This is a genomic window from Staphylococcus debuckii (genome assembly GCF_003718735.1).
In the GTDB taxonomy this organism is placed as follows: domain Bacteria; phylum Bacillota; class Bacilli; order Staphylococcales; family Staphylococcaceae; genus Staphylococcus; species Staphylococcus debuckii.
Window position 1 is genome coordinate 1,968,279 of record NZ_CP033460.1, and the last position, 20,052, is coordinate 1,988,330.

The window sequence follows — 20,052 nt, forward strand, 5'->3', positions numbered from 1 at the left end:
TTAGGGTCTCTCTTATTTTAAAATTCATTTAAATAAGTTTTTGACATATGAAAATTTCCCTTTATATGGTGGGAAAATAAGACCAGATTCTAATCGCGTTGTTTTATAAATATAGGATTTTTCATGCGTAAATGTAGAGAATGAATATTTGCCATGATATTTTCCAAATCCAGAAGCACCAACGCCCCCAAACGGTAAATTCGGGTTAGCTAATTGCAGCATTGTATCGTTTATAGCGCCTCCGCCAAAGGACAATTCATTCAGCATACGGTCTGTACAGTTTTCATCTTCACTGAATAAATATAATGCTAATGGTTTAGGTCGCGCTGCAATAAAGTCGATGGCTTCATCTAACGAATCATATGATAGCAACGGTAAAATCGGTCCGAAAATTTCTTCTTGCATCAATGGATCGTCTGTTTTGACATCTTTGACAATTGTCGGCGCCACATAACGGTTCTCCGCATTGACTTCTCCGCCGATTATAATATCTCCGGTGCTGTCTTGCAATAAATGCTGCAATCGCGCAAAATGTTTGTGATTCACAATTCTGCCGAAGTCCGGACTATTTTCTGGAGTTTTGCCATAAAACTCTTCTATAGTTTTACGTAAAGCTTGAATAAATTCATCTTGAACTGATTTTTGAACCAGAATATAATCTGGTGCTACGCAAGTTTGACCAGCATTAGTAAATTTCCCCATCGCTATACGCTCACTTGCAACTTTCAAATTCGCTGTCTCATCAATAATAACTGGTGATTTGCCGCCTAATTCTAAAGTTACCGGTGTCAGATGTTTGCTGGCTGCTTCATAGACAATTTTGCCCACTTTTTCACTGCCCGTAAAGAACATATAATCGAAAGGCAGATTTAATAAAGTCTGCGTTTCGTCGATACCGCCTTCTACAGTAGTAACATAAGCTGCTTCAAAGGCATCTTCAATAATCTTAGCAATGACATTCGACACATTCGGCGTCAATTCAGAAGGTTTGACGATGGCTGTATTCCCTGCCGCAATTGCACCGATTAATGGTTCAAATACAAGTTGTACTGGGTAATTAAACGGTCCGATAATCAATACAGTTCCAAGGGGTTCTTTCTTAATATAACTTTTAGCAGGGAATAAATATAAAGGCGTATTGACTTGTTTCGTTTTAGCCCATTTATGTATTTCCTTACGCGCACTACTGATGCTTTTTAAGACCATTCCTATTTCAGTCGCATAGGCTTCAACTTTATTTTTTCCTAAATCTAAATGCAATGCTGCCAACAATTGCTTTTCATGTTGATTAATAGCCTTTTTTAAATTTTTTAATTGCTTACGGCGATACTTGATATCCTTTGTAATTTGGGTTTTATAATAACCTTGGCAGTCATTAAATCGTTCTTGAATCGTTTTCAATGATTTTAATACTCCCTTCGTTTTGCATTCCTGATATGTTTATTTTATTTACCCTTTTTAACTCTCTTTTATTTTCTTCTTTTTAAAAAATAAAAAACTAGAATAAGTCAGAAAGCAAGAATGCAATTACTCATTCTCATCATCTTAACTTATCCCAGTTTATAAATCTAATAATATTTATCGTTACCTATCAGACCATAATTCAATTCTTATGATAAGGCTGCAGTAATCGGTGGTACAATTTGTTTCTTACGTGATACCACACCTGGTAAGAAAGCAGTATTATTATCTAATTCTACATCAAATGCTTTAGCAATTTTATCTTTATCTTTGCCGAGCACAAGAATTGTTGAATCACTATTTAAAATATCAGTTGCTACCAATACGAAAATGTCGTATTCTGCGCCACTTAAAGTTTCAGTAATCGCTTGTTCTAATTCAGCTTGACGTGCAAGAATTTCATTCACATCTACTGTATTGACTTGACCGATTCTTACAGAATAATCGCCCATTTCGAATGTTTTAGCATCCGCATTGATAATTTCAACTGGTGATTTATCCACTGTTGAAGCGCCTGCTTTCAACATTTCCAAACCGTATTCTTGAGCGTTGACACCAGCAAGATTTTCTAATGCTTGTGCTGCTGCTTTGTCTTGCTCAGTACAAGTTGGTGATTTGAATAATAAGCTGTCAGAAATAATTGCAGATAACATTAAACCAGCAATTTGCGGTTTAATTTCGAACTCTTTTTCTTTGAACATTTTATACAGAATCGTAGCTGTGCAGCCTAGTGGTTCAGCACGGTAGTATAAAGGTGCAGCTGTATGGAAATTTGCGATTCTATGGTGATCCACTACGTGAAGAATATTCGCACTTTCAATTGAGTCTGCGCTTTGTTGGAATTCATTATGGTCAACTAAGATAACATCTTTATCTGTTAAGTCATCTGATAATAATTCAGGTGCTTCTGCTTTAAAATAATCTAAAGCATATTGTGTTTCTGGATTTAATTCCCCTAAACGATAAGCTTTCGCAGAATCGTTTCCGTTCAATCTTTCAAATTCAGCCATAATAATTGCTGAGTTGATTGCATCAGTATCTGGACTTTTATGCCCGAAAATATAAGTACTTGCCATGTCCTGAGACACTCCTTGTCATTAAATTTTATAATTCATATCTAATTAATTCTATTTTAGCACGATTTGAAACGGTTATTCTACCTTTGCACCTAATACATTTTTAAAATGCTCTAGTGCAAATTCATGACCTGCCGGATTAAAGGAGGCCACTCCCTTTTCAGGTATAGTCGTATTATACCCTTTATTATACGCTGAAACAGCAGTATGCAATACACAAATATCCGTACAAACTCCAACAATTTCGATATCTTTGATACCACGCTCACGCAATAAGCTATCTAAAGGCGTACCAAAGAAAGAATCATAACGACGTTTATCTAAGAAATGAACATTTTCATGCTCCTTGATACTGTTATACACCTCTTTAACTTTGCCATATAACTCTCTTCCCGAAGTCCCCTCAATATTATGCGGCGGGAACAACTTGCTTTCAGGATGATATTCATCATTTTCATAATGCAGATCCATCATGATAAATATTTCATTACCCTTTGCATCAAAATCCTCCATACGTTCAGCAATAAAGTCATCGATTGCTTGCCCCGGTTCACCGCAAGTCAGCTTACCATCCGGCGCTACAAAATCATACGAATAATCCACAACAATCAAAGCTTGCTTTGCCATTATGCATAACCCCCATTTTTGTTTATACTAATACTATCTCGTTTATACTTAGAATAACCTACTTCACAGAATTTATCGACCATACATACCCTACTATTTTTTTGAAAAAGAAACCTTTGGAAAGCAGGTGGCAGCAAATGATTATCAACCCAGTTCAATTCGGCCTCGTCGGAAGACATAAACATAAAGATACTAAAGCCTTGCAACGAGCGCTCAACTTAGCTAAAAAGCATCCAGGCAGCATTGTTTATATTCCAGCAGGAACTTATCATATTAAACGCGCGCTAACCATCTTTGAGGGCACTACTTTATTTTTAAATGAAGCAGCAGTGCTGCAACGTCACGGCAAAGATACTTTGTTGAAAAACGGCTATCGTTACGGTCAATATCATGGTTATCGTGGGAATGGACACTTACGCATTATCGGTGGAACTTTCGATATGAACGGTTCACGTATTCCAGATAACAATACAGCGATGTGTATCGGGCACGCAAAAGATATTGTATTGTATAATGTCACAATTAAAGACGTAGTCGGCGGCCATGGCATCGATGCCTGTGGTGTAGACGGATTAATGATTACACGTTGCAACTTTGAAGGCTTTTTAGATATTAAGGGCGATCGCAGTTTTTCAGAAGCCATCCAATTAGATATCCAAGTTCCAGGCGCCTTCCCGAAATTCGGTACGCGCGATGGCACTATTACTAAAAACGTCTCTATTTCCGAATGTTATTTCGGTCCTTCCGAGACACCGAGCTTTAACAGTTGGAATCGTGCTATCGGTTCACACGCGACACGTCATAACCAATATTATGAACATCTTTCTATTTTTAAAAATACTTTTTACCAAACCGGAGATTATGCATTAACTCCGCTTAAAGCTAAAGATGTCTATATCATGGATAATCACTTTATTGATTGCGCAGGCGGTATTCGTTTTCTCGGAACTAAAGATGATAAAAATACCGCTGACATCCAATCAGGTTGGATTACCGGTCCACAAAGCGGAACGCACGTGAATATCATTAACAACCGCTTCGACGGTAATATGAAAAAAGATGCTGTCCACATCCGCAATTATAAAAATATTCAACATCAAGATGTCATCGTTGCAGATAATGTTTTTAATGAAACGCACCAGCACTTACATTTAGAAGATATCGATCAACTCATAGTGCAGCAACCTTCACTATCATCCAAACATGTCAAACTTAAAAATGTTTCAAACGAAATATTAGTATTAAAGTGAGTAATAGAGTTGGGATATATAGTATGGGGCCAAGCAGAAAAGGGATTGAAACATCTAACTACGTCTCAATCCCTTCATTTCATTGTTTATTTAACTAGTTTTAACGGTTCGCTGATATCGATACCTAAGGCAAATGGCATTAAGAAGTAAACGACTAAGATAATGAGTATCGCACTGATCATATTGACCCAGAACCCGACACTAGCCATCTTCTTAATAGAAATCAAACCTGTACCAAATACGATAGCGTTCGGCGGTGTACCAACCGGCATCATGTATGCACAGTTAGAAGCCATAGCTGCTGGCACCATTAATAACAATGGATGTACGCCGATTGCTACTGAGAGTGTTGCTAAGATTGGCAGAATCATAGTGGCTGTCGCAGTATTAGAAGTCACCTCAGTTAAGAATAGAACAAACATCGTAATAACAATAACGATGAGAAGCGGACTAACGCCATTTAAAGCTACTAATTGCTGGCCTAACCATTTAGCTAAACCACTTTCCGAGATACCTTTTGCAAGTGCTAAACCGCCTCCGAAGAGAATTAAAACGCCCCAAGGCAACTCTTTAGCAACTTCCCAATCAATAATTCTTTTATATTTTTTAGTATTTTTAGCTGGAATAATGAAGAGCAGAATTGACACGAACATTGCAATCGTTCCATCTTGAACTAAAGATGTCGGCCCCCACTGCTTTAAGACAAATTCGCGGATAATCCACAGAATACTGGCTATAGTAAAGACAGTGAATACAACTTTCTCTTCATATGAGACCTTTCCTAATTCTTTCAACTTCGTTTTAATAAGTGCATCTCCGCCAGGCAAATATTTTAACTCTTGTTTAAATGCCACATAGCGCAAATATAACCATGTTAAAAATAATAGAACAATGACTGTCGGCACACCGATAATCATCCATTTAGCGAAACTAATTTCATGTCCGAAAGCTGCATGATACTGTCCTTTTAAAATAATCAATGGCGGTGTCCCGATTAACGTTCCCATACCGCCTATAGTACCAGCATATCCGATTGCCAACACTAAGGATTGTTCAAATTTCGATAAACTTTTCTCATGATGTTCTTTCTCATTTAATTTTTTAGCTTCTGCAATGATTGCTAAACCAATAGGAATCATAATCATTACTGCTGCTGTATTGGATACGAACATAGATAAACCGCCTGTTGCTAACATAAACCCAAGTAATATTTTACCTGTACTTGTTCCAATACTATTAATAATAATTAAAGCTACCCGTGTATGTAAGTTCCATCTTTCCATTGCTATTGCTAAGATAAATCCTCCTAAGAATAAGAAGATAATATCATTGCCATATTCTGAAGTAACTTGAGCCGGATCCATAACATGTCCAATCGGCATCAGTACTAGCGGCATTAAGCTGGTCGCTGGTATAGGTATAGCTTCGGTTATCCACCATACAGCAATCCATGCTGTACTCGCCATCACAAATACCCCTTTGTAACCTAAACCTTCTGGATGTACAAATAATAAAATTAAAGCAAATAAAACAGGTCCCAATATAAGCCCAATCAATTGTCCTAAATTATAAGGCTTATTTTTCTTCTTATTGGAAAAGAATGTCAGACTGCCTGTCATGAAAAAATTGCTGTTATGTTGTTTCAGCATAACAATCCCCCCTCTTTCAATAGCTGTGTATCTATTTAAATAAAATAAATATATCTATTGCTTAGATATGCTATTGTTTTATTAAGTTTATCATAATTTTCTGGATATTTAGACATTTTCGTGAAAACGAATACATAATTTTAGGTTATGTATTTTGATAACTTATATTTATTATTGATGAGGGCAGGAGTTTCGGGAGTGAAAAGTAATGTTGGATAGGTAGTGAGAAGCGGAGTGAAACATGAAGTAAAGACTGCTGTCTCTAATATTTTGAAGTTCTCTTTTTAGATTAACCTCTGTCAGAGCAATTGGCCGAATATACTACATCTAATAAGAAAGAACCGAGACATTTAATGTGTCCCGGTTCCTCTATATTAATCGAAAATAACACAAACACCTTCTGCTGCATGGTGTTGGCCATCTGTTAAACTCAGTTTGCCGCTTTCTTGATGACGTTCGAAAACAGTAACTTTATACTCGCCTTCTTGGTGTGCACACACTAAGTAGTTATCATCTTCTGTGATGTTGAAATCACGCGGGAATTCATCACCACTTGGTACAATTTCTACAAACTCCAGTTCATCACCTTTTTCATTGACTGCAAAAACTGCAATACTATCATGACCACGATTACTGATATATAAATAGCGTTGATCATGTGATAAACGGACTCCTGCTAACTTACTTTCATCTTTGAAATCTCCAGGCAATGTAGAATAATTAGCAATTTCTTCAAAATGACCATTCACATATTGAGTCACGCTGACTTTGTTGGCTAATTCATGCACCACATATGCGAATTTGCCATTTTTATGAAATTCAATATGACGCGGACCAAAACCTGCTTCAAACTCTGAAATGGCTGCGACATCATATCCATTTTCATTAAAGGAATAACTTACAATACGATCTGTCCCTAAATCACAAGCAGCTACAAACTTTTTATCAGGCGTTTGATGTGCATAGTGTACATGTGGATGATCTTGTCTCTCATGTGGTCCTGTTTTATAGTTATGTTTCAATTCCTCTATTAAGCTGACTACTTCACCTGTTGCAGAATCCAACTCATATAAACGAATAATGCCTGCTCCGTACACCGCTTCAAATAAATATTCTCCATCATCAGATACAGAAATATAACATCCTGTTCCTTCAACAGAATCTAAACATTTATTCAGCAATACTAGTTCGCCATCATTTTCAATGCGGAAACTAGCAATACCGCAGCGTTCGCCTTCTTTAGTAATCGCATATAAGAATTGATTTTTCCTTGTTAAGTATGTCGAAGCTTCAATTTCAAATCCTGTTTCTACTTTTTCAATTGCAGCTTTCGATTCATCCAATACGAAACGGTAAATCCCCTTACCTTCTTTTTTCGTATAAGATCCAATGTAACCTGATTTTGTCATTTTTTACCCTCCTTTATTAATATTCATTGTAAGATATTCCCGCTAAAAAAGATAATACTTCAGTTTTTTCTCTCCATTCTCAGCTCAAAAAAATTTAAGAATTAAACTTGCAAATGCGAACAAATGTTCGTATAATAAAATTATCAACTTGAACCACAAGCAGGTGATATCTTTGAAGGACTCACAATCGGAAACAGATTATCGAAAAATCCCACGCAGCCAATTAGAAACAAACATCCCTCAAGGAAGAGGGATGGTGAAATGGGCCCCATTCATTATATGTACTAAATTAATATAAATATAATATTAACAATAAATCTAACATAATAAACATATATTATATGTCAAATTTAAAAAGACACCGATTAAAAAACGGTATCTTTTCTAGCTTAGCAACATTTATTATTTTCTTTTTTCTCATCCTTCTCTTCTTTAACATCTTTACTTTCTTCAATTTCTACAGAGCAACATTCTTGGTCTTTGGGTTTTAATTTATTCAACACATCTTTGATTCCCATTTAATTCACCTCCTTAAATAATTGAATTAACAATTAAGCCAGTAGCAATAGCTACAACTAAAATTGCGATAATAAATGATATTACAAATTTTTTCTTGAATAGCTTAGATAGCAATACAACTTCTGGAATACTTGCACCAGCGCCACCAATGATCAACGCAACAACTGTTCCTAAAGACATTCCTTTTGATACTAACGCTTCAGCTATAGGTAACATTGTTTCGGGTCTAATATACATAGGAATTCCTATAATAGAAGAAATGAATACGGGTAAAACACCATCTCCACTTGCATATTTAGTAATAAATGTTTCGGGTACGAACCCATATATAAAGGCACCAATAAACACACCAATAAATAGGTAAGGAAGCATTGGATATAAAAATGCCCACGCATCATTTAATGCTTGTTTAAAACGAGATCCTTCTTTATTGGCAAAAAATCCATCGCCTTTAACATTTACGCCTTTATAGGTTTCAGCTAAATTCATTTTTGAAAATACAAAACCTGTTAAGATACTAAATATTGCTAGTACAACAAAATAAACTATTGCAACTTTCCAACCTAATAAAGCCCATAACATAAACATCATTAATGGATTCATCAATGGTGAAGCAATTAAAAAACTCATAGAAGGACCAAAAGGGACTTTAGAATTTAATAATCCTGCGAGTATTGGAATAGTTGAACAGGAACAAAAGGGAGTAATCGCACCAAATACCATGCCTAAAAAATAATTAATTCCTTGGTTATGCTTACTTAACATGTTTTTGATTTTATCTTCCGAAACTACTTGTTGAATTAAACTTACAATAAAACTTACGATTATGAACAGTATTAATAATTCAAAAAATAGCATTAGAAATGTTTTTATAAATTCCATAATTGAATCTATCATTAGTATAACGCCTCCGAATTTATTTAATCAACTTTTTTTGATATATTAATCAAAAAAAGTTGATTAACTCTATGTTAAAAAGAAGATACTTAAAGTATCTTACAGCAAGTATCTTCATTTAAAACCACCTGTATTTGTTGCTCATTAATTTTATAATAATTCCATGTGCCATGCTTTTCAGCAATAAGTATATTAGCATCTACTAATTTTTTTAAATGATAGGAGAGTTTAGATTGTTTTAACGCTAATAATTCTTCTAAATCACAAACACATAAAGTATTTGAATCGCTTTGACGTATTGAATGTAGAATTTTAAGTCTAATTTTGTCAGCGAGCGCATTAAACATCTGTTCATAAAATTCTAATTGTTCTTCCTCGGTTCTATTAGGGCTAGATTTAATAACTTCCATTGAAAGTTCACCTCTCTTATATTTACATACCTCTATTTTTGTTTAAGTTCTTGTATTGCTAAATTAAAATGAGTTTCTGTCATTTTACCATACATATCAGTCTCACCTTTAAAAAACTCTTTCTTCATATATATTATAGCTTCTTTTAAAGTGACTTCTCTTGATGTCATGATTAGGTTCAAATAACTAACAAAATAATCAACAGATAGTGTACTTGCATGATTTACTCTCATAAAATAGAACTCCTTTATAAAATACTAAAACAATACATCAACTTTTTTTGATGTATTAACTATAAATTATTTTTTTAACTTTTGCAAGATAATAAAACTAGTTATTTACGACGCACTCTAATCTAATACTAAAATTAGTCGAAAAACTACATAGACACAAAGCTATATAGATGTTAATCTATGTTATGGATAGGAGGTATATTTATGTCTTATAAAGATTTATCAGCAATATTAAAAGTTTTATCAGATTCAAGCAGATTAGAAATACTAGATTTACTATCTTGTGGTGAATTATGTGCCTGTGACTTACTAGAACATTTTCAATTCTCACAACCAACTCTAAGTCATCATATGAAGTCGTTAGTAGAAAACAATATAGTTACTACAAGAAAAGACGGTAACAAACACATGTATCAACTTAATCATGCTATTTTAGATGACGTCAATAAAAATTTAACTATCGTTAATACTTCTGATCAACGCTGTATATGTAAAAATGTGAAATCAGGTGAATGTTGATGATGACAGCTTTAGCAATTGTGATTTTTCTTTTAACTTTAACCTTTGTGATATGGCAACCTAAGGGATTAGATATTGGTATTACAGCTTTAATTGGAGCTGTCGTTGCTATCATTACGGGAGTCGTAAGTTTTTCCGATGTATTAGAAGTAACAGGTATTGTTTGGAATGCTACCTTAACATTTGTAGCTGTTATTCTTATTTCATTAATATTAGATGAAATTGGATTTTTTGAATGGTCTGCGATACATATGGTCAAGGCTTCAAACGGTAATGGATTAAAAATGTTTGTTTTTATCATGATATTAGGGGCAATTGTAGCAGCATTTTTCGCAAATGATGGTGCAGCTTTAATCTTAACGCCCATTGTATTAGCGATGGTAAGAAATCTAGGATTTAATAAAAAAGTGATTTTTCCTTTTATTATTGCCAGTGGTTTTATTGCCGATACTACATCACTACCTTTAATTGTAAGTAACTTAGTTAATATCGTTTCTGCAGATTACTTCGATATTGGATTTATTGAATATTTTAGTCGAATGATTATTCCTAATATATTCTCTCTGATTGCCAGTGTTCTTGTTTTATGGCTATATTTCAGAAAATCTATACCTAAAACGTTCGATACAGAAAATCTTACGATGCCTAAAGACGCAATTAAAGATCCAAAACTATTTAAAATTTCATGGATTGTATTAGCAATACTACTCGTGGGATATCTTGTTAGTGAGTTTATACAAATACCTGTATCAATCATTGCTGGTATCATTGCCTTAATATTCGTATTATTAGCGCGTAAGTCTAGAGCAGTACATACGAAACAAGTCATTAAAGGTGCGCCATGGAATATTGTTGTATTTTCTATTGGTATGTACTTAGTTGTATTTGGTTTAAAAAATGTAGGTATCACAACAATTTTAGCCGACGTATTATCTAATATTTCAATTCATGGATTGTTTGGCAGTATCATGGGCATGGGCTTTATATCGGCCTTTTTATCATCAATTATGAATAATATGCCTACAGTTTTAATAGATGCTATTGCTATCGGACAATCAAATGTAGTTGGAACTATTAAAGAAGGTATGGTTTATGCGAATGTCATAGGTTCTGATTTAGGACCTAAAATTACGCCAATAGGTTCTTTAGCAACATTATTGTGGCTACATGTTTTAACTCAAAAGGGTGTGAAAATTTCATGGGGAACATACTTTAAAACTGGTATTATCATCACTATTCCAGTATTATTTATAACACTCTTAGGTTTATACCTTACACTAATTATATTTTAAGAAAAGAGGCTTTAATTATGGATAAGAAAACAATTTATTTTATATGTACTGGCAACTCTTGTCGTAGCCAAATGGCTGAAGGCTGGGGAAAGCAAATATTAGGTGAAGACTGGCGTGTATATTCTGCAGGGATTGAAACACATGGCGTTAATCCTAAAGCAATTGAAGCTATGAAAGAAGTGGATATTGATATCTCAAACCATACATCAGATTTGATTGATAGTGATATCTTAGAGCAGTCAGATTTGGTCGTAACATTATGTAGTGACGCAGATGATAATTGTCCTATATTACCTCCAAGCATCAAAAAAGAACACTGGGGTTTTGATGATCCAGCAGGTAAAGAGTGGTCAGAATTCCAACGTGTTAGAGATGAAATCAAAAATCGAATAAAACAATTCAAAGAAACATTCGTTTAATTCGAGTGTTTCTTTGAATTATTTAACCTTCTCCATTTACTATCTAAATCTTGAGTGCCTGACTTCATGTCCTCATCAAAATTTTTTAATGTATATATTTTTGTTTTATCATGTCCATCAAAACACCTTACATTTAACATATCAATTTTCTTATTTGTATCTAAATAAAAAAACAACTCGTAAGTTTTTATTTCATTTGAATCGATTATAAAAGAGTATGACCCATTATTAGCTAATGGAATTTTATTGATTGTGTATTCATTTATTTGTATAAAATCATCTACTTTTTTATTTTTATAATAAGCCACAATATTGAAATCTCTTATTATTTGCTTTATTTCTTTAGTATTATGAATTTCTATCCATAAAGGAACTTGAATTCTATATAAATTCTCTGCTTCTTTTGATTTACACATTGGTTTAGACGTTATTATACTAGGAACATGTTTAAAGTAGATATACAAATTTCCTCTTCTTTTAATAAATATTTCATAGTACTTTGTATTACAAACATTACAGTTCCAGTCAATATTGTTATAAAAGCTCCCAAAAGTATATTTAAAATTTCTTTATTGTTTATAAACTCGATAATCTCACTCAACCTTTCCATCTAGGAAATAACTTATTTTGAATTAATTAATCACCTTAAAAAATTTATATAATCCTTGCCGGAGCAGAACGTATGTTCTATAATTGTGGTGAGGTGATTTTATGATTCCTAATCCAAACGCTCCTGACAAATATAAATATGAAACTGATTATAGAAAAATCCCAAGAGAATATTTAAACCCTAGAATTCCTCAAGGGCGCGGAAAAATCAAATGGCAAGCTTTTGCGACTCTCCCACAACAGTTTGAAATTTTAGAGCAAATTATAAAGAATCAAGATAATGTTGAAAAACCGTTGCTAACATATGATTCATTAGATAATTTAGACCAGATTTTTCAAATGAAAATTAGAAAAGATGAGTTATGTACAATCACATATTGGGAAGACGGTAACATTTCAAAATATACGGGAAAAATTTTAAAAAAGGATGAAATTGGTAATACATTTTCCTTTTCTGATACTAACAATAATATATATAATTTAAATAATGCTAACGTTTGTAGTATCACTTAACACTATTTAAACTTTTAAAAAGTTTAAATAGTGTTTTTATAATTACCTTTTTCGAAATACTTCTAGCAAAATCATTATAAGTATAATACTGATATTAAATATATTATTTTTATCACTGAAAAAATTTCTACTACTTGGAAAATTGATAAAAGACTTATTATTAACAAAAGTTTATTTAATTTTTCGCTTATTTCTTCTTCCTTATATGACTGTTCCAATTCAATTAGTGATAATTCTTCTTTGTTTAATTCTTCAATATATTGAGGAGATTTAAAATCATTATTATTTTTTAGATACAAATATAAATATAAACTAGGTAAAAGCTTTGTTCTATAAATAATTGCAATAGATCTCTTGAAATTTAGTATCCATTGTCTAAAATATAGGGCTTCTTTTTTTTCCATTTAAATTATATTGTTGATACCCATACAATTGTAATTCATTTAACATAGTTTCTAAGAAAAAGAAATTAGCAGAACTATTGAAATAAAGTGCCATTTGAGAACATTGTTCTAAAACATCTCCTTCTTGCTCATCCATCCAAACTACAAAAACAGATGCTTTATTCAAGAAATTTATATAATTATCGCTATAACCATCTTGCCTAAAATGTTTACTTTTTCCTTCAAATGAAAAAATAGGCGCATTTACTAACCACTCTTGAATCTTCACGTCCTCATAGAAAGGATCATCAGTAAATTCATTTTCATTAGCTAAATAATAAACTTCAAAACCCATCTTTTTAGATACTTTGTATTCAAAAATATCCTTACTATTATTTTTTATAATTCTATTAATTTGCCTAGAAACATCTCTAATATTTTTACAATGTCTATTACCATACAATTGATACTGTCTTTATCTATTATTTTTTTCTTGATTAATTAGAGGATATATCTTATCTTTTACACATGAGAAAGTACTATACAAGTCGCTTCCAAAGTTTATACTCTCTAAGTCTTCAATGATTTCTATAACAAATGTACCATTGTTAAATATAGTTAAGGTTAAAAAAAATAAATTCAAAGTGTTCTCATGAGTAATTTCAATATGTGGAGTAAATATATATTTTTTATATTTGTATCCATTTATATTATTTTGATCAAACAATCCATCATTAATATTTGCATTAGTAGCAAATTTTTCTAAAAATTTTTCTAGTTTTTCGTGATATTCTTTTGTATGTCTTTTATATCTTCCAGGTAAAATCCAATAATCATAATTTACCGGGGGGTTGTCAGGAGATAAAATGCGTATAACTCCTTTTACATTCAATAGAATTTCCTCAACTTTTTCAAACCAAGGGTTCATGTTATTATCTTTTATATTTATAGCAGTAGCATATTGATATGTTACTTTATAGCCTTGTAATTTATTAATATCTTCAAGAATCTTTTCAATTTTATTGTCCATTATTTTAAATATCCTCATATAACCTAGAATATAAAACGCTAATTTCTTCTTTCAACATTTTTTTCTTTTTCTAAAGAATTTACTTTTCTTTTTAAAGAGGAGATTAACGCATCTTTACCGTCATTTTTATTTTTATGAACAAATATTTCTCTGTTTTGTTCACGTAACTTCTCTATTTTCTTTCGAATTTTATTATTTTTATATAATGTAGCTTTAGAAACTTTTGAATGTTTAGAAACGATGTTAAAGTTAATTTCTTTATTTTTTGAACTAAATCATTTATTGCTTTATCAACTTTTTTCTCGGTTTTAACTTTTCGTTCTGCATGCAACTGTTTTAATTGTTCTTGTCTATTAAATTTTTCCATCTTAACCTCTATACTTTTATTCTATTACTTCTCCCGAATATAATGTTTCCATCTTTTATATTACCTAGTATTTCTTCATATTTATTTAATATATTTATATGCTTTTCAACCATATCTTGTCTATTATTATTTTTAGCTAATTCTATAGATTTGACCGTTGATTTGATATGTAATTCATATTTTTCAACATCTAAATCAGAAAATCCAATAGCTAAATCCTTACATGGTTTCCCAGAATTACAAGTCAGGCATGGCGGAGCTTCCATGTATGGACAATCACCGCTCAATCTAGCATGACAAGTGCCATAAGGATTGTCCATTGCGTTTAATTTATGTTCTTGCCATAAAGAATTCAATGCTTTTTCAGATAGTTCACTACTATGCTGTATATTTTTAATTTTACCGTCAACATCAAAACTAAAAGCTCCTTGATCAATAACAGATTCAAAAGCCTTTCTTTTTGTATCATCAAGTAACTTAGCATATCTTAGAGTCATTTCTGGTGAGGAGTGTGCTAATAATTCTTGTATCGTTAATATATCTGCTCCACCATTTAACAATTTTACTGCATAGGTATGTCTAAATTGATGGGTTTTGAAATGGAAGATTTCTCCTTGTTCATCAATAATATTTTTAGTCTTTGATAAATGATTTAAGTGTGCTCTGACCATATGTTGTGTAAAGGGCATTCCCTTTCTTTTTCCTTTATAAATAGCAAAAATATAATTATTAGGATTATTATCTTTTGTACTTTTACTTTTAGAATCGGCTATTAAAACTGCTATTATATCAGCTAATTTATTATCAATTGGTATTCTATGTCCTTTAACAAAAGTTTTAGCAATATCTGTGATAATTGAATACTTTCCATTAACTTTTGCAAGGCAATTATTTTTTAATGTCAATACATCAGAAATTCTTAATCCTGTTTTAAAAGCTATCCAAACTACAGGTATTAAATCTTTATGCAAATCATTTATATGCTCAAAAAGCTGTTCCAATACAAAGTCTGGGATATAATCAATTTGGCTACTATTTTTCTTTTCGTGTTTAGGTAAGTCTTGAGGATAAATTAAAAATCGTATATCTTGGTACGGTGCTATAGCATAGTTTTGAGTTATAATATCGTTTAAGAACCTTCTAATTGTTTTTAATTCTTCTCTCACAAAGTTCTTAGTACTTTGCAAATTTTTATTAGCTGCATATTCAAATAAAAATTCTATATATGCTTCGATATGACATCTATCTAGTTCATTTAAACTATTCCTTGTTTCTTTATTTTTAGATATATTTTGAAAAAAACTAGTTAAAACTCTTATATAAAACCTTGCTGTAGCAAATGCTATATCACCAGTTATCAAACGATTTTTCAAATATTTTTTTGCTAATTCTCGCATTTTAATTGACTCAATTTTTTCAAAGTTTAAATAATTGCCAGTTAGTGTTTTATTATAACTCAACCCATATTTTTCTAAATTTCTAATATCCCATTTATCTTTTTCCCATTCTTCTCGCTTATCAATGAACTTAATTAGATTAATGTACATATTCTTTAAAAAAGAAGCCAGTCCGCTTTTGTATTCATAATCACCAAAGACTATTGTTGATGATCTTCTTTTTATTGGTATATTATTTTCAGTCAGCCAATTAAACCAGTGCTTTTCTAATGTATTTATATCACAATCCAGTAAAGAATTTAAATTTGGATAAACTTCATTAAAGAACTTAGCAATTTTATTAAGCTTTACTGCTCCAGTATTAAATAAATTAGATAAAGACCAATCCTCTTTAACTATCAGTTTCAAAAAAAGGTATTTAAATTCTAAATTCAAATTTTTACTTTTAATCCTAAAGAAAACATTTTTTCTTTTGTCTCTATAGTTCTTGATACTATCTTGAAATTGCTTGAATTTGTTAAAAGCTGTAATGTGCCACTCATCATTTTTAAAAAAGTAATCATCATGTATTTCAGTTATTAAAACCTCTCCTTTTATATTGATGGCTCTACTTTGTAATGTACATAATTCATTAATCATAGTACTGTTTGTAGGTAAATTAATTGGTATTGACATAGTCATTCCCCTTTATTAAAAACTTGAAATTGATGCTTTACTTTATTCCAATCTTCACGTATATCTTCTTCAGTAGGATGAACATATAAATTAATAGTCGTTTGTATATTACTATGACCAAGTCTTTCTTGAACTTGTTTTATATCCTTAGTTTCATTATAAAAAACAGTTGCATGTGTATGGCGAAATAAATGAGGATGAACATTTATAGATGTTTTATGTTTTAGCCTTTTAAATAATGAATATATATCACTATAATTCATAGCTTCTCCTACATTTCTCCCCTTTATTTTTACAAAAAGATAATCAGAACATATTGAAAGTTCGTCAATTATTTCGTAGACATAATCATCGTATAAATCAATTAACGATTGGGAAATAAATATTTTTCTTTCCCCAGTTTTCAAATAAGTACCATTATCATTAAATCTATTTTTCAAAACTATTTGATGGCCTTTTCTAAAGTTAAATTTAATATCATCAATACGTAATGATAATACCTCACCTATACGTAACCCGGTTTCATATAGTAATTGTATTAAGAATTTATCTCTAATATTATTAGCTTCCTCTAATAATTTCTTAACCTCCGCATTAGTTAACACTTCTATTTTTTTCTTTGGTTCTTTAACTTTCAAAATATTTTTCAACGTTCTATAGTCCTTATTTATGTGATGCATGAAACTTTTATATTTTTTAGAGTATTTACTTTCCATATGCATAAAATCATAGAAATTAACATCTAATTTTTTGCTCCTATAGAGATAATCATAAAAATTAGATACTACAGTCATAGTCAGATTAATTGTCTTAGGACTAATGCTTTTTCCTTTTCGGTGATAAGAGAGGACATTCTCATATTCAAAAGGTGTTTTCATCCATCTTATAAAATCAACAAAGTTATCAAAACTAACTTCTTTATAGCATATCTTTTTACTTTCTAAGTAAACAAAAAAATTTTTTAGTGCATAGGCATAGGTTTTCTTGGTATTTAAACTTTTCTTAACACTATCCAGATACTTCAAATATCTTACTGCATCTACTATAGGTTCATTATTACCATCTAAAATCATAAAATTAATACCATTCTTAGATTTTACTTCTACTATTTTCATAATAATCTCATTTCTAATTTTAATAGTATAAGTATACACTATTCAAACTCTTTTTACATCATACATATTAAACTTATTACACGTAATAAAAAAAGACTATTTAATATTTTTACTTTGTTCATTTTTTCTTAAAATATGATTCATTTTAAACAAAATAGTCTATATTCTTCAACATATATATAACCTTTCGCAACTTTGCCAGAGCAATTTGAACGCTTACATCAATATGCTGTAGATCAAACCAAAGTAGAACGTCCCGTCTTATCTGAAGACCAAATTCACGAACTCAATCAACAGATTCAAACGGCATTTCATACTCAAACTGCTATTAAGGTACGTTACTTTAAAAATGGTTGGATACGTGCTTTAGATTTAATGCCGACAAAGATTGATTATTTAGAGCAACTTCTCATCGGCAAAGATTTAAAAACGTTACAACTAGTACAGCTCTCTTTATTAGATATCGTTCACATCACTTTGCTCCGCTAGTAAAAATGAAAAAGCACTTGCCGATTAAATCAGCAAGTGCTCCATCTCTTAATTATTCATTTCCAGATTCGATATCTGAAACGATTTCTTTTGTTCTTCTTTCAATGTCTTCAAAATCTTTCTTAAAGACATAAGCGAATACTGCTACACCTACGCCGACAACAACTGACACGATAAGTGCTAAGCTGAAGAAGAATTTGAAAAAGCCTTTAATAAAGTCTAACATTTTATTTTCACCTCTATAAAAATAATAGCCTGCATATTGTAATAATAGCACACTTAAATTCATCATTAAAACATATACCCTGATATGTTTGAATTCAAGCATTCAACCTAGAATTTATTTTACCAAAACACAGAGAAAATATATGTAAAAAAACGAAATAAGAAACCTGCTGCAATCAAGTTTACTATTTCGTTTTATATTAAGATTAAGTATTAAGCGCCTCTCCACCATCTGTATACAGCAGAATAAGCTCTGTTATAATAATCTTGAATCATATTCATCACCTCTGAACGTTTGCTTCGCGTTTCAAGTGACATTTGCTCTTTCTTTCTACTGACTATATTGTAATACACAATTATTTCTAGAGTCTATTAATAAAAAATTACATTATTGTAACATTTGTAAATACAAAAAATTAAGGAGATATTACAATGCAAAAAGTTCACTCAGATATCATGACTTTTCGAGGTTCACACTTTGATTTAGGAGTAGAAACAGGGAAATGGATGAAACAAACTCGCTTACTTCAAAATCGAGAAAAAGAATGGAAAAAACGTTTGCCACGTTTTGATATAGATGTTAACGAAACATACGATATATTCCAGACTTACGCTCCACAAATATGGGAAGAATTAATCGGTATGCGTGAAGTGCTTGAAATGCCTATAAGACAAATTGTTTTCAATTTTGCACACTATCGATTTACGCCGATTAAAAAGGATAGCGGATGTACAGTATTTTTAGGGAACGACTATCTTGTCAGAAATTATGACTATCATCCTGCAACTTATGACGGGCGTTATTTATTGTATCAACCTCATGATGGCGGCTTAGCCCAAATTGGACCTACTTCAAGAATTACAGGAAGAATGGACGGTCTGAATTCTGCTGGTTTAGCTATGGGATATAATTTTATGCATCGCAAAAAGCCTTCGAATGGGTTTGTATGTTATATGATTGGGAGACTGATTTTAGAACTATGCAAAGATACAAATGAAGCCATTCAGTTATTGAATGAACTTCCACACCGCAGTTCGTTTAGTTATATCGTAATGGATAAAAATTTAAATCACGCAATCGTCGAAGTCTCTCCACGTGATATTAGCGTAAGATACGATCGCACTTGTACTAATCATTTTAAATTATTAACTCATGAAAATAGAAATTATACTAAAGAATCTAAAGAGCGACTCGCTCGTACACTAAAGCAAACAGATATCCACATGGACAAAATAAAAGCTTTTGAATTATTTAATAACCCATCTTATGAAATTTACAGCAAATTATTCAGCAGTTGGTCTGGTACAATTCATACTAGCTTGTACCAACCCGAAACTATGCAAGCTTGGTTAGCGTTAGGAGAAAATGGTGTTCCAATCCAAATTGACTTTGCTAGATGGTTAGAAGGCAATGAGCTTGATATGACAACAATTGAAGGTATTATCGATACTGATATACAATTTGCCTCTAAATAATAAAGAGGGACA

The 20,052-nt window shown here is 31.6% G+C and carries 20 protein-coding genes and 2 pseudogenes; 7 read left to right on the forward strand and 15 right to left on the reverse strand.

Annotated features, from left to right (window positions below; translation table 11 throughout):
- Positions 1-24 precede the first annotated feature (24 nt).
- From CNQ82_RS09420 to CNQ82_RS09430, 3 genes are all read right to left on the reverse strand, one after another.
- The gene (locus tag CNQ82_RS09420) at positions 25-1,401 is read right to left on the reverse strand and encodes an aldehyde dehydrogenase (protein ID WP_123145048.1); all 1,377 of its coding nucleotides are present in this window, start codon (positions 1,399-1,401) and stop codon (positions 25-27) included.
- A 209-nt stretch (positions 1,402-1,610) separates the two neighbouring features.
- A complete protein-coding gene (locus CNQ82_RS09425) occupies positions 1,611-2,537 on the reverse strand; it encodes a manganese-dependent inorganic pyrophosphatase (RefSeq protein WP_123145049.1) in 927 nt (308 codons plus the stop codon).
- 75 nt (positions 2,538-2,612) lie between these two features.
- The gene (locus CNQ82_RS09430) at positions 2,613-3,164 is read right to left on the reverse strand and encodes a cysteine hydrolase family protein (RefSeq protein ID WP_123145050.1); all 552 of its coding nucleotides are present in this window, start codon (positions 3,162-3,164) and stop codon (positions 2,613-2,615) included.
- 137 nt (positions 3,165-3,301) lie between these two features.
- On the opposite strand from CNQ82_RS09430, the gene CNQ82_RS09435 reads away from it, so the two are divergent.
- Entirely contained in the window at positions 3,302-4,414 is a 1,113-nt protein-coding gene (locus tag CNQ82_RS09435) for a glycosyl hydrolase family 28-related protein (RefSeq protein WP_123145051.1), read from the forward strand.
- A gap of 86 nt (positions 4,415-4,500) precedes the next feature.
- Here CNQ82_RS09435 and CNQ82_RS09440 read toward each other — a convergent pair whose 3' ends face one another.
- From CNQ82_RS09440 to CNQ82_RS09460, 6 genes are all read right to left on the reverse strand, one after another.
- Positions 4,501-6,063, reverse strand: a complete 1,563-nt coding sequence (locus CNQ82_RS09440) for an SLC13 family permease (protein ID WP_123145052.1) — start codon at positions 6,061-6,063, stop codon at positions 4,501-4,503.
- A 374-nt stretch (positions 6,064-6,437) separates the two neighbouring features.
- Positions 6,438-7,472, reverse strand: a complete 1,035-nt coding sequence (gene pglS / locus CNQ82_RS09445) for a 6-phosphogluconolactonase (RefSeq protein ID WP_123145053.1) — start codon at positions 7,470-7,472, stop codon at positions 6,438-6,440.
- Between the two features lie 389 nt (positions 7,473-7,861).
- Positions 7,862-7,990, reverse strand: a complete 129-nt coding sequence (locus CNQ82_RS13165) for an alcohol dehydrogenase (protein ID WP_069796513.1) — start codon at positions 7,988-7,990, stop codon at positions 7,862-7,864.
- A 13-nt stretch (positions 7,991-8,003) separates the two neighbouring features.
- Positions 8,004-8,888, reverse strand: coding sequence for a permease (locus tag CNQ82_RS09450; protein ID WP_123145054.1), 885 nt, complete (start codon positions 8,886-8,888; stop codon positions 8,004-8,006).
- A gap of 89 nt (positions 8,889-8,977) precedes the next feature.
- The gene (locus CNQ82_RS09455) at positions 8,978-9,298 is read right to left on the reverse strand and encodes an ArsR/SmtB family transcription factor (RefSeq protein WP_123145055.1); all 321 of its coding nucleotides are present in this window, start codon (positions 9,296-9,298) and stop codon (positions 8,978-8,980) included.
- A 32-nt stretch (positions 9,299-9,330) separates the two neighbouring features.
- Positions 9,331-9,531, reverse strand: coding sequence for a hypothetical protein (locus CNQ82_RS09460; protein WP_123145056.1), 201 nt, complete (start codon positions 9,529-9,531; stop codon positions 9,331-9,333).
- A 204-nt stretch (positions 9,532-9,735) separates the two neighbouring features.
- Here CNQ82_RS09460 and CNQ82_RS09465 point away from each other — a divergent pair, with 204 nt between their 5' ends.
- From CNQ82_RS09465 to arsC, 3 genes are read left to right on the forward strand one after another with little or no spacing between them, the layout of a single operon-like run.
- Entirely contained in the window at positions 9,736-10,050 is a 315-nt protein-coding gene (locus tag CNQ82_RS09465; RefSeq protein ID WP_123145057.1) for an ArsR/SmtB family transcription factor, read from the forward strand.
- Positions 10,050-11,342: an arsenite efflux transporter membrane subunit ArsB gene (gene arsB, locus CNQ82_RS09470; protein ID WP_164711960.1), complete on the forward strand. Its 1,293-nt coding sequence runs from the start codon at positions 10,050-10,052 to the stop codon at positions 11,340-11,342. Before CNQ82_RS09465 ends, arsB begins: the two co-directional genes overlap by 1 nt.
- Before the next feature lie 17 nt (positions 11,343-11,359).
- Positions 11,360-11,761, forward strand: coding sequence for an arsenate reductase (thioredoxin) (gene arsC, locus CNQ82_RS09475; RefSeq protein WP_123145058.1), 402 nt, complete (start codon positions 11,360-11,362; stop codon positions 11,759-11,761).
- Here the strand turns inward: arsC and CNQ82_RS09480 are convergent.
- Positions 11,758-12,177 (reverse strand): hypothetical protein, encoded by a 420-nt coding sequence (locus CNQ82_RS09480; protein WP_164711961.1) that lies wholly within the window; start codon positions 12,175-12,177, stop codon positions 11,758-11,760. The two genes, arsC and CNQ82_RS09480, sit on opposite strands and share 4 nt — an antisense overlap.
- A 295-nt stretch (positions 12,178-12,472) precedes the next feature.
- Between CNQ82_RS09480 and CNQ82_RS09485 the strand changes: the two genes are divergently transcribed.
- Complete coding sequence (locus CNQ82_RS09485; RefSeq protein ID WP_123145060.1) at positions 12,473-12,883, forward strand: YolD-like family protein; 411 nt, start codon at positions 12,473-12,475, stop codon at positions 12,881-12,883.
- Between the two features lie 42 nt (positions 12,884-12,925).
- Here CNQ82_RS09485 and CNQ82_RS09490 read toward each other — a convergent pair.
- From CNQ82_RS09490 to CNQ82_RS09505, 4 genes and pseudogenes are all read right to left on the reverse strand, one after another.
- Positions 12,926-14,296: pseudogene (locus tag CNQ82_RS09490) on the reverse strand (hypothetical protein).
- Between the two features lie 4 nt (positions 14,297-14,300).
- Positions 14,301-14,663 (reverse strand): annotated as a pseudogene (locus tag CNQ82_RS09495) (DUF6262 family protein).
- A gap of 8 nt (positions 14,664-14,671) precedes the next feature.
- Positions 14,672-16,735: a tyrosine-type recombinase/integrase gene (locus tag CNQ82_RS09500; protein ID WP_164711962.1), complete on the reverse strand. Its 2,064-nt coding sequence runs from the start codon at positions 16,733-16,735 to the stop codon at positions 14,672-14,674.
- Between the two features lie 2 nt (positions 16,736-16,737).
- The gene (locus CNQ82_RS09505; protein WP_164711963.1) at positions 16,738-17,850 is read right to left on the reverse strand and encodes a tyrosine-type recombinase/integrase; all 1,113 of its coding nucleotides are present in this window, start codon (positions 17,848-17,850) and stop codon (positions 16,738-16,740) included.
- Positions 17,851-18,045: 195 nt separating this feature from the next.
- Here CNQ82_RS09505 and CNQ82_RS09510 point away from each other — a divergent pair, with 195 nt between their 5' ends.
- Complete coding sequence (locus tag CNQ82_RS09510; protein WP_123145062.1) at positions 18,046-18,339, forward strand: YolD-like family protein; 294 nt, start codon at positions 18,046-18,048, stop codon at positions 18,337-18,339.
- Positions 18,340-18,391: 52 nt separating this feature from the next.
- On the opposite strand, the gene CNQ82_RS09515 is transcribed toward CNQ82_RS09510, so the two are convergent.
- Complete coding sequence (locus CNQ82_RS09515) at positions 18,392-18,565, reverse strand: hypothetical protein (RefSeq protein WP_095107244.1); 174 nt, start codon at positions 18,563-18,565, stop codon at positions 18,392-18,394.
- 431 nt (positions 18,566-18,996) lie between these two features.
- On the opposite strand from CNQ82_RS09515, the gene CNQ82_RS09520 reads away from it, so the two are divergent.
- Positions 18,997-20,040: a C45 family autoproteolytic acyltransferase/hydrolase gene (locus CNQ82_RS09520; protein ID WP_123145064.1), complete on the forward strand. Its 1,044-nt coding sequence runs from the start codon at positions 18,997-18,999 to the stop codon at positions 20,038-20,040.
- The last annotated feature ends 12 nt before the right edge of the window (positions 20,041-20,052 follow it).

Coding starts and splice junctions, on each gene's coding strand:
- CNQ82_RS09515 (WP_095107244.1), bottom strand. CDS start 18,565: ATGTTAGACTTTATTAAAGGCTTTTTCAAATTCTTCTTCAGCTTAGCA.
- CNQ82_RS09460 (WP_123145056.1), bottom strand. CDS start 9,531: ATGAGAGTAAATCATGCAAGTACACTATCTGTTGATTATTTTGTTAGT.
- CNQ82_RS09500 (WP_164711962.1), bottom strand. CDS start 16,735: ATGTCAATACCAATTAATTTACCTACAAACAGTACTATGATTAATGAA.
- arsB (WP_164711960.1), top strand. CDS start 10,050: ATGATGACAGCTTTAGCAATTGTGATTTTTCTTTTAACTTTAACCTTT.
- CNQ82_RS09485 (WP_123145060.1), top strand. CDS start 12,473: ATGATTCCTAATCCAAACGCTCCTGACAAATATAAATATGAAACTGAT.
- CNQ82_RS09480 (WP_164711961.1), bottom strand. CDS start 12,177: ATGTGTAAATCAAAAGAAGCAGAGAATTTATATAGAATTCAAGTTCCT.
- CNQ82_RS09450 (WP_123145054.1), bottom strand. CDS start 8,888: ATGATAGATTCAATTATGGAATTTATAAAAACATTTCTAATGCTATTT.
- CNQ82_RS09425 (WP_123145049.1), bottom strand. CDS start 2,537: ATGGCAAGTACTTATATTTTCGGGCATAAAAGTCCAGATACTGATGCA.
- CNQ82_RS09430 (WP_123145050.1), bottom strand. CDS start 3,164: ATGGCAAAGCAAGCTTTGATTGTTGTGGATTATTCGTATGATTTTGTA.
- pglS (WP_123145053.1), bottom strand. CDS start 7,472: ATGACAAAATCAGGTTACATTGGATCTTATACGAAAAAAGAAGGTAAG.
- CNQ82_RS09440 (WP_123145052.1), bottom strand. CDS start 6,063: ATGCTGAAACAACATAACAGCAATTTTTTCATGACAGGCAGTCTGACA.
- CNQ82_RS09455 (WP_123145055.1), bottom strand. CDS start 9,298: ATGGAAGTTATTAAATCTAGCCCTAATAGAACCGAGGAAGAACAATTA.
- CNQ82_RS13165 (WP_069796513.1), bottom strand. CDS start 7,990: ATGGGAATCAAAGATGTGTTGAATAAATTAAAACCCAAAGACCAAGAA.
- CNQ82_RS09505 (WP_164711963.1), bottom strand. CDS start 17,850: ATGAAAATAGTAGAAGTAAAATCTAAGAATGGTATTAATTTTATGATT.
- CNQ82_RS09520 (WP_123145064.1), top strand. CDS start 18,997: ATGCAAAAAGTTCACTCAGATATCATGACTTTTCGAGGTTCACACTTT.
- CNQ82_RS09465 (WP_123145057.1), top strand. CDS start 9,736: ATGTCTTATAAAGATTTATCAGCAATATTAAAAGTTTTATCAGATTCA.
- arsC (WP_123145058.1), top strand. CDS start 11,360: ATGGATAAGAAAACAATTTATTTTATATGTACTGGCAACTCTTGTCGT.
- CNQ82_RS09435 (WP_123145051.1), top strand. CDS start 3,302: ATGATTATCAACCCAGTTCAATTCGGCCTCGTCGGAAGACATAAACAT.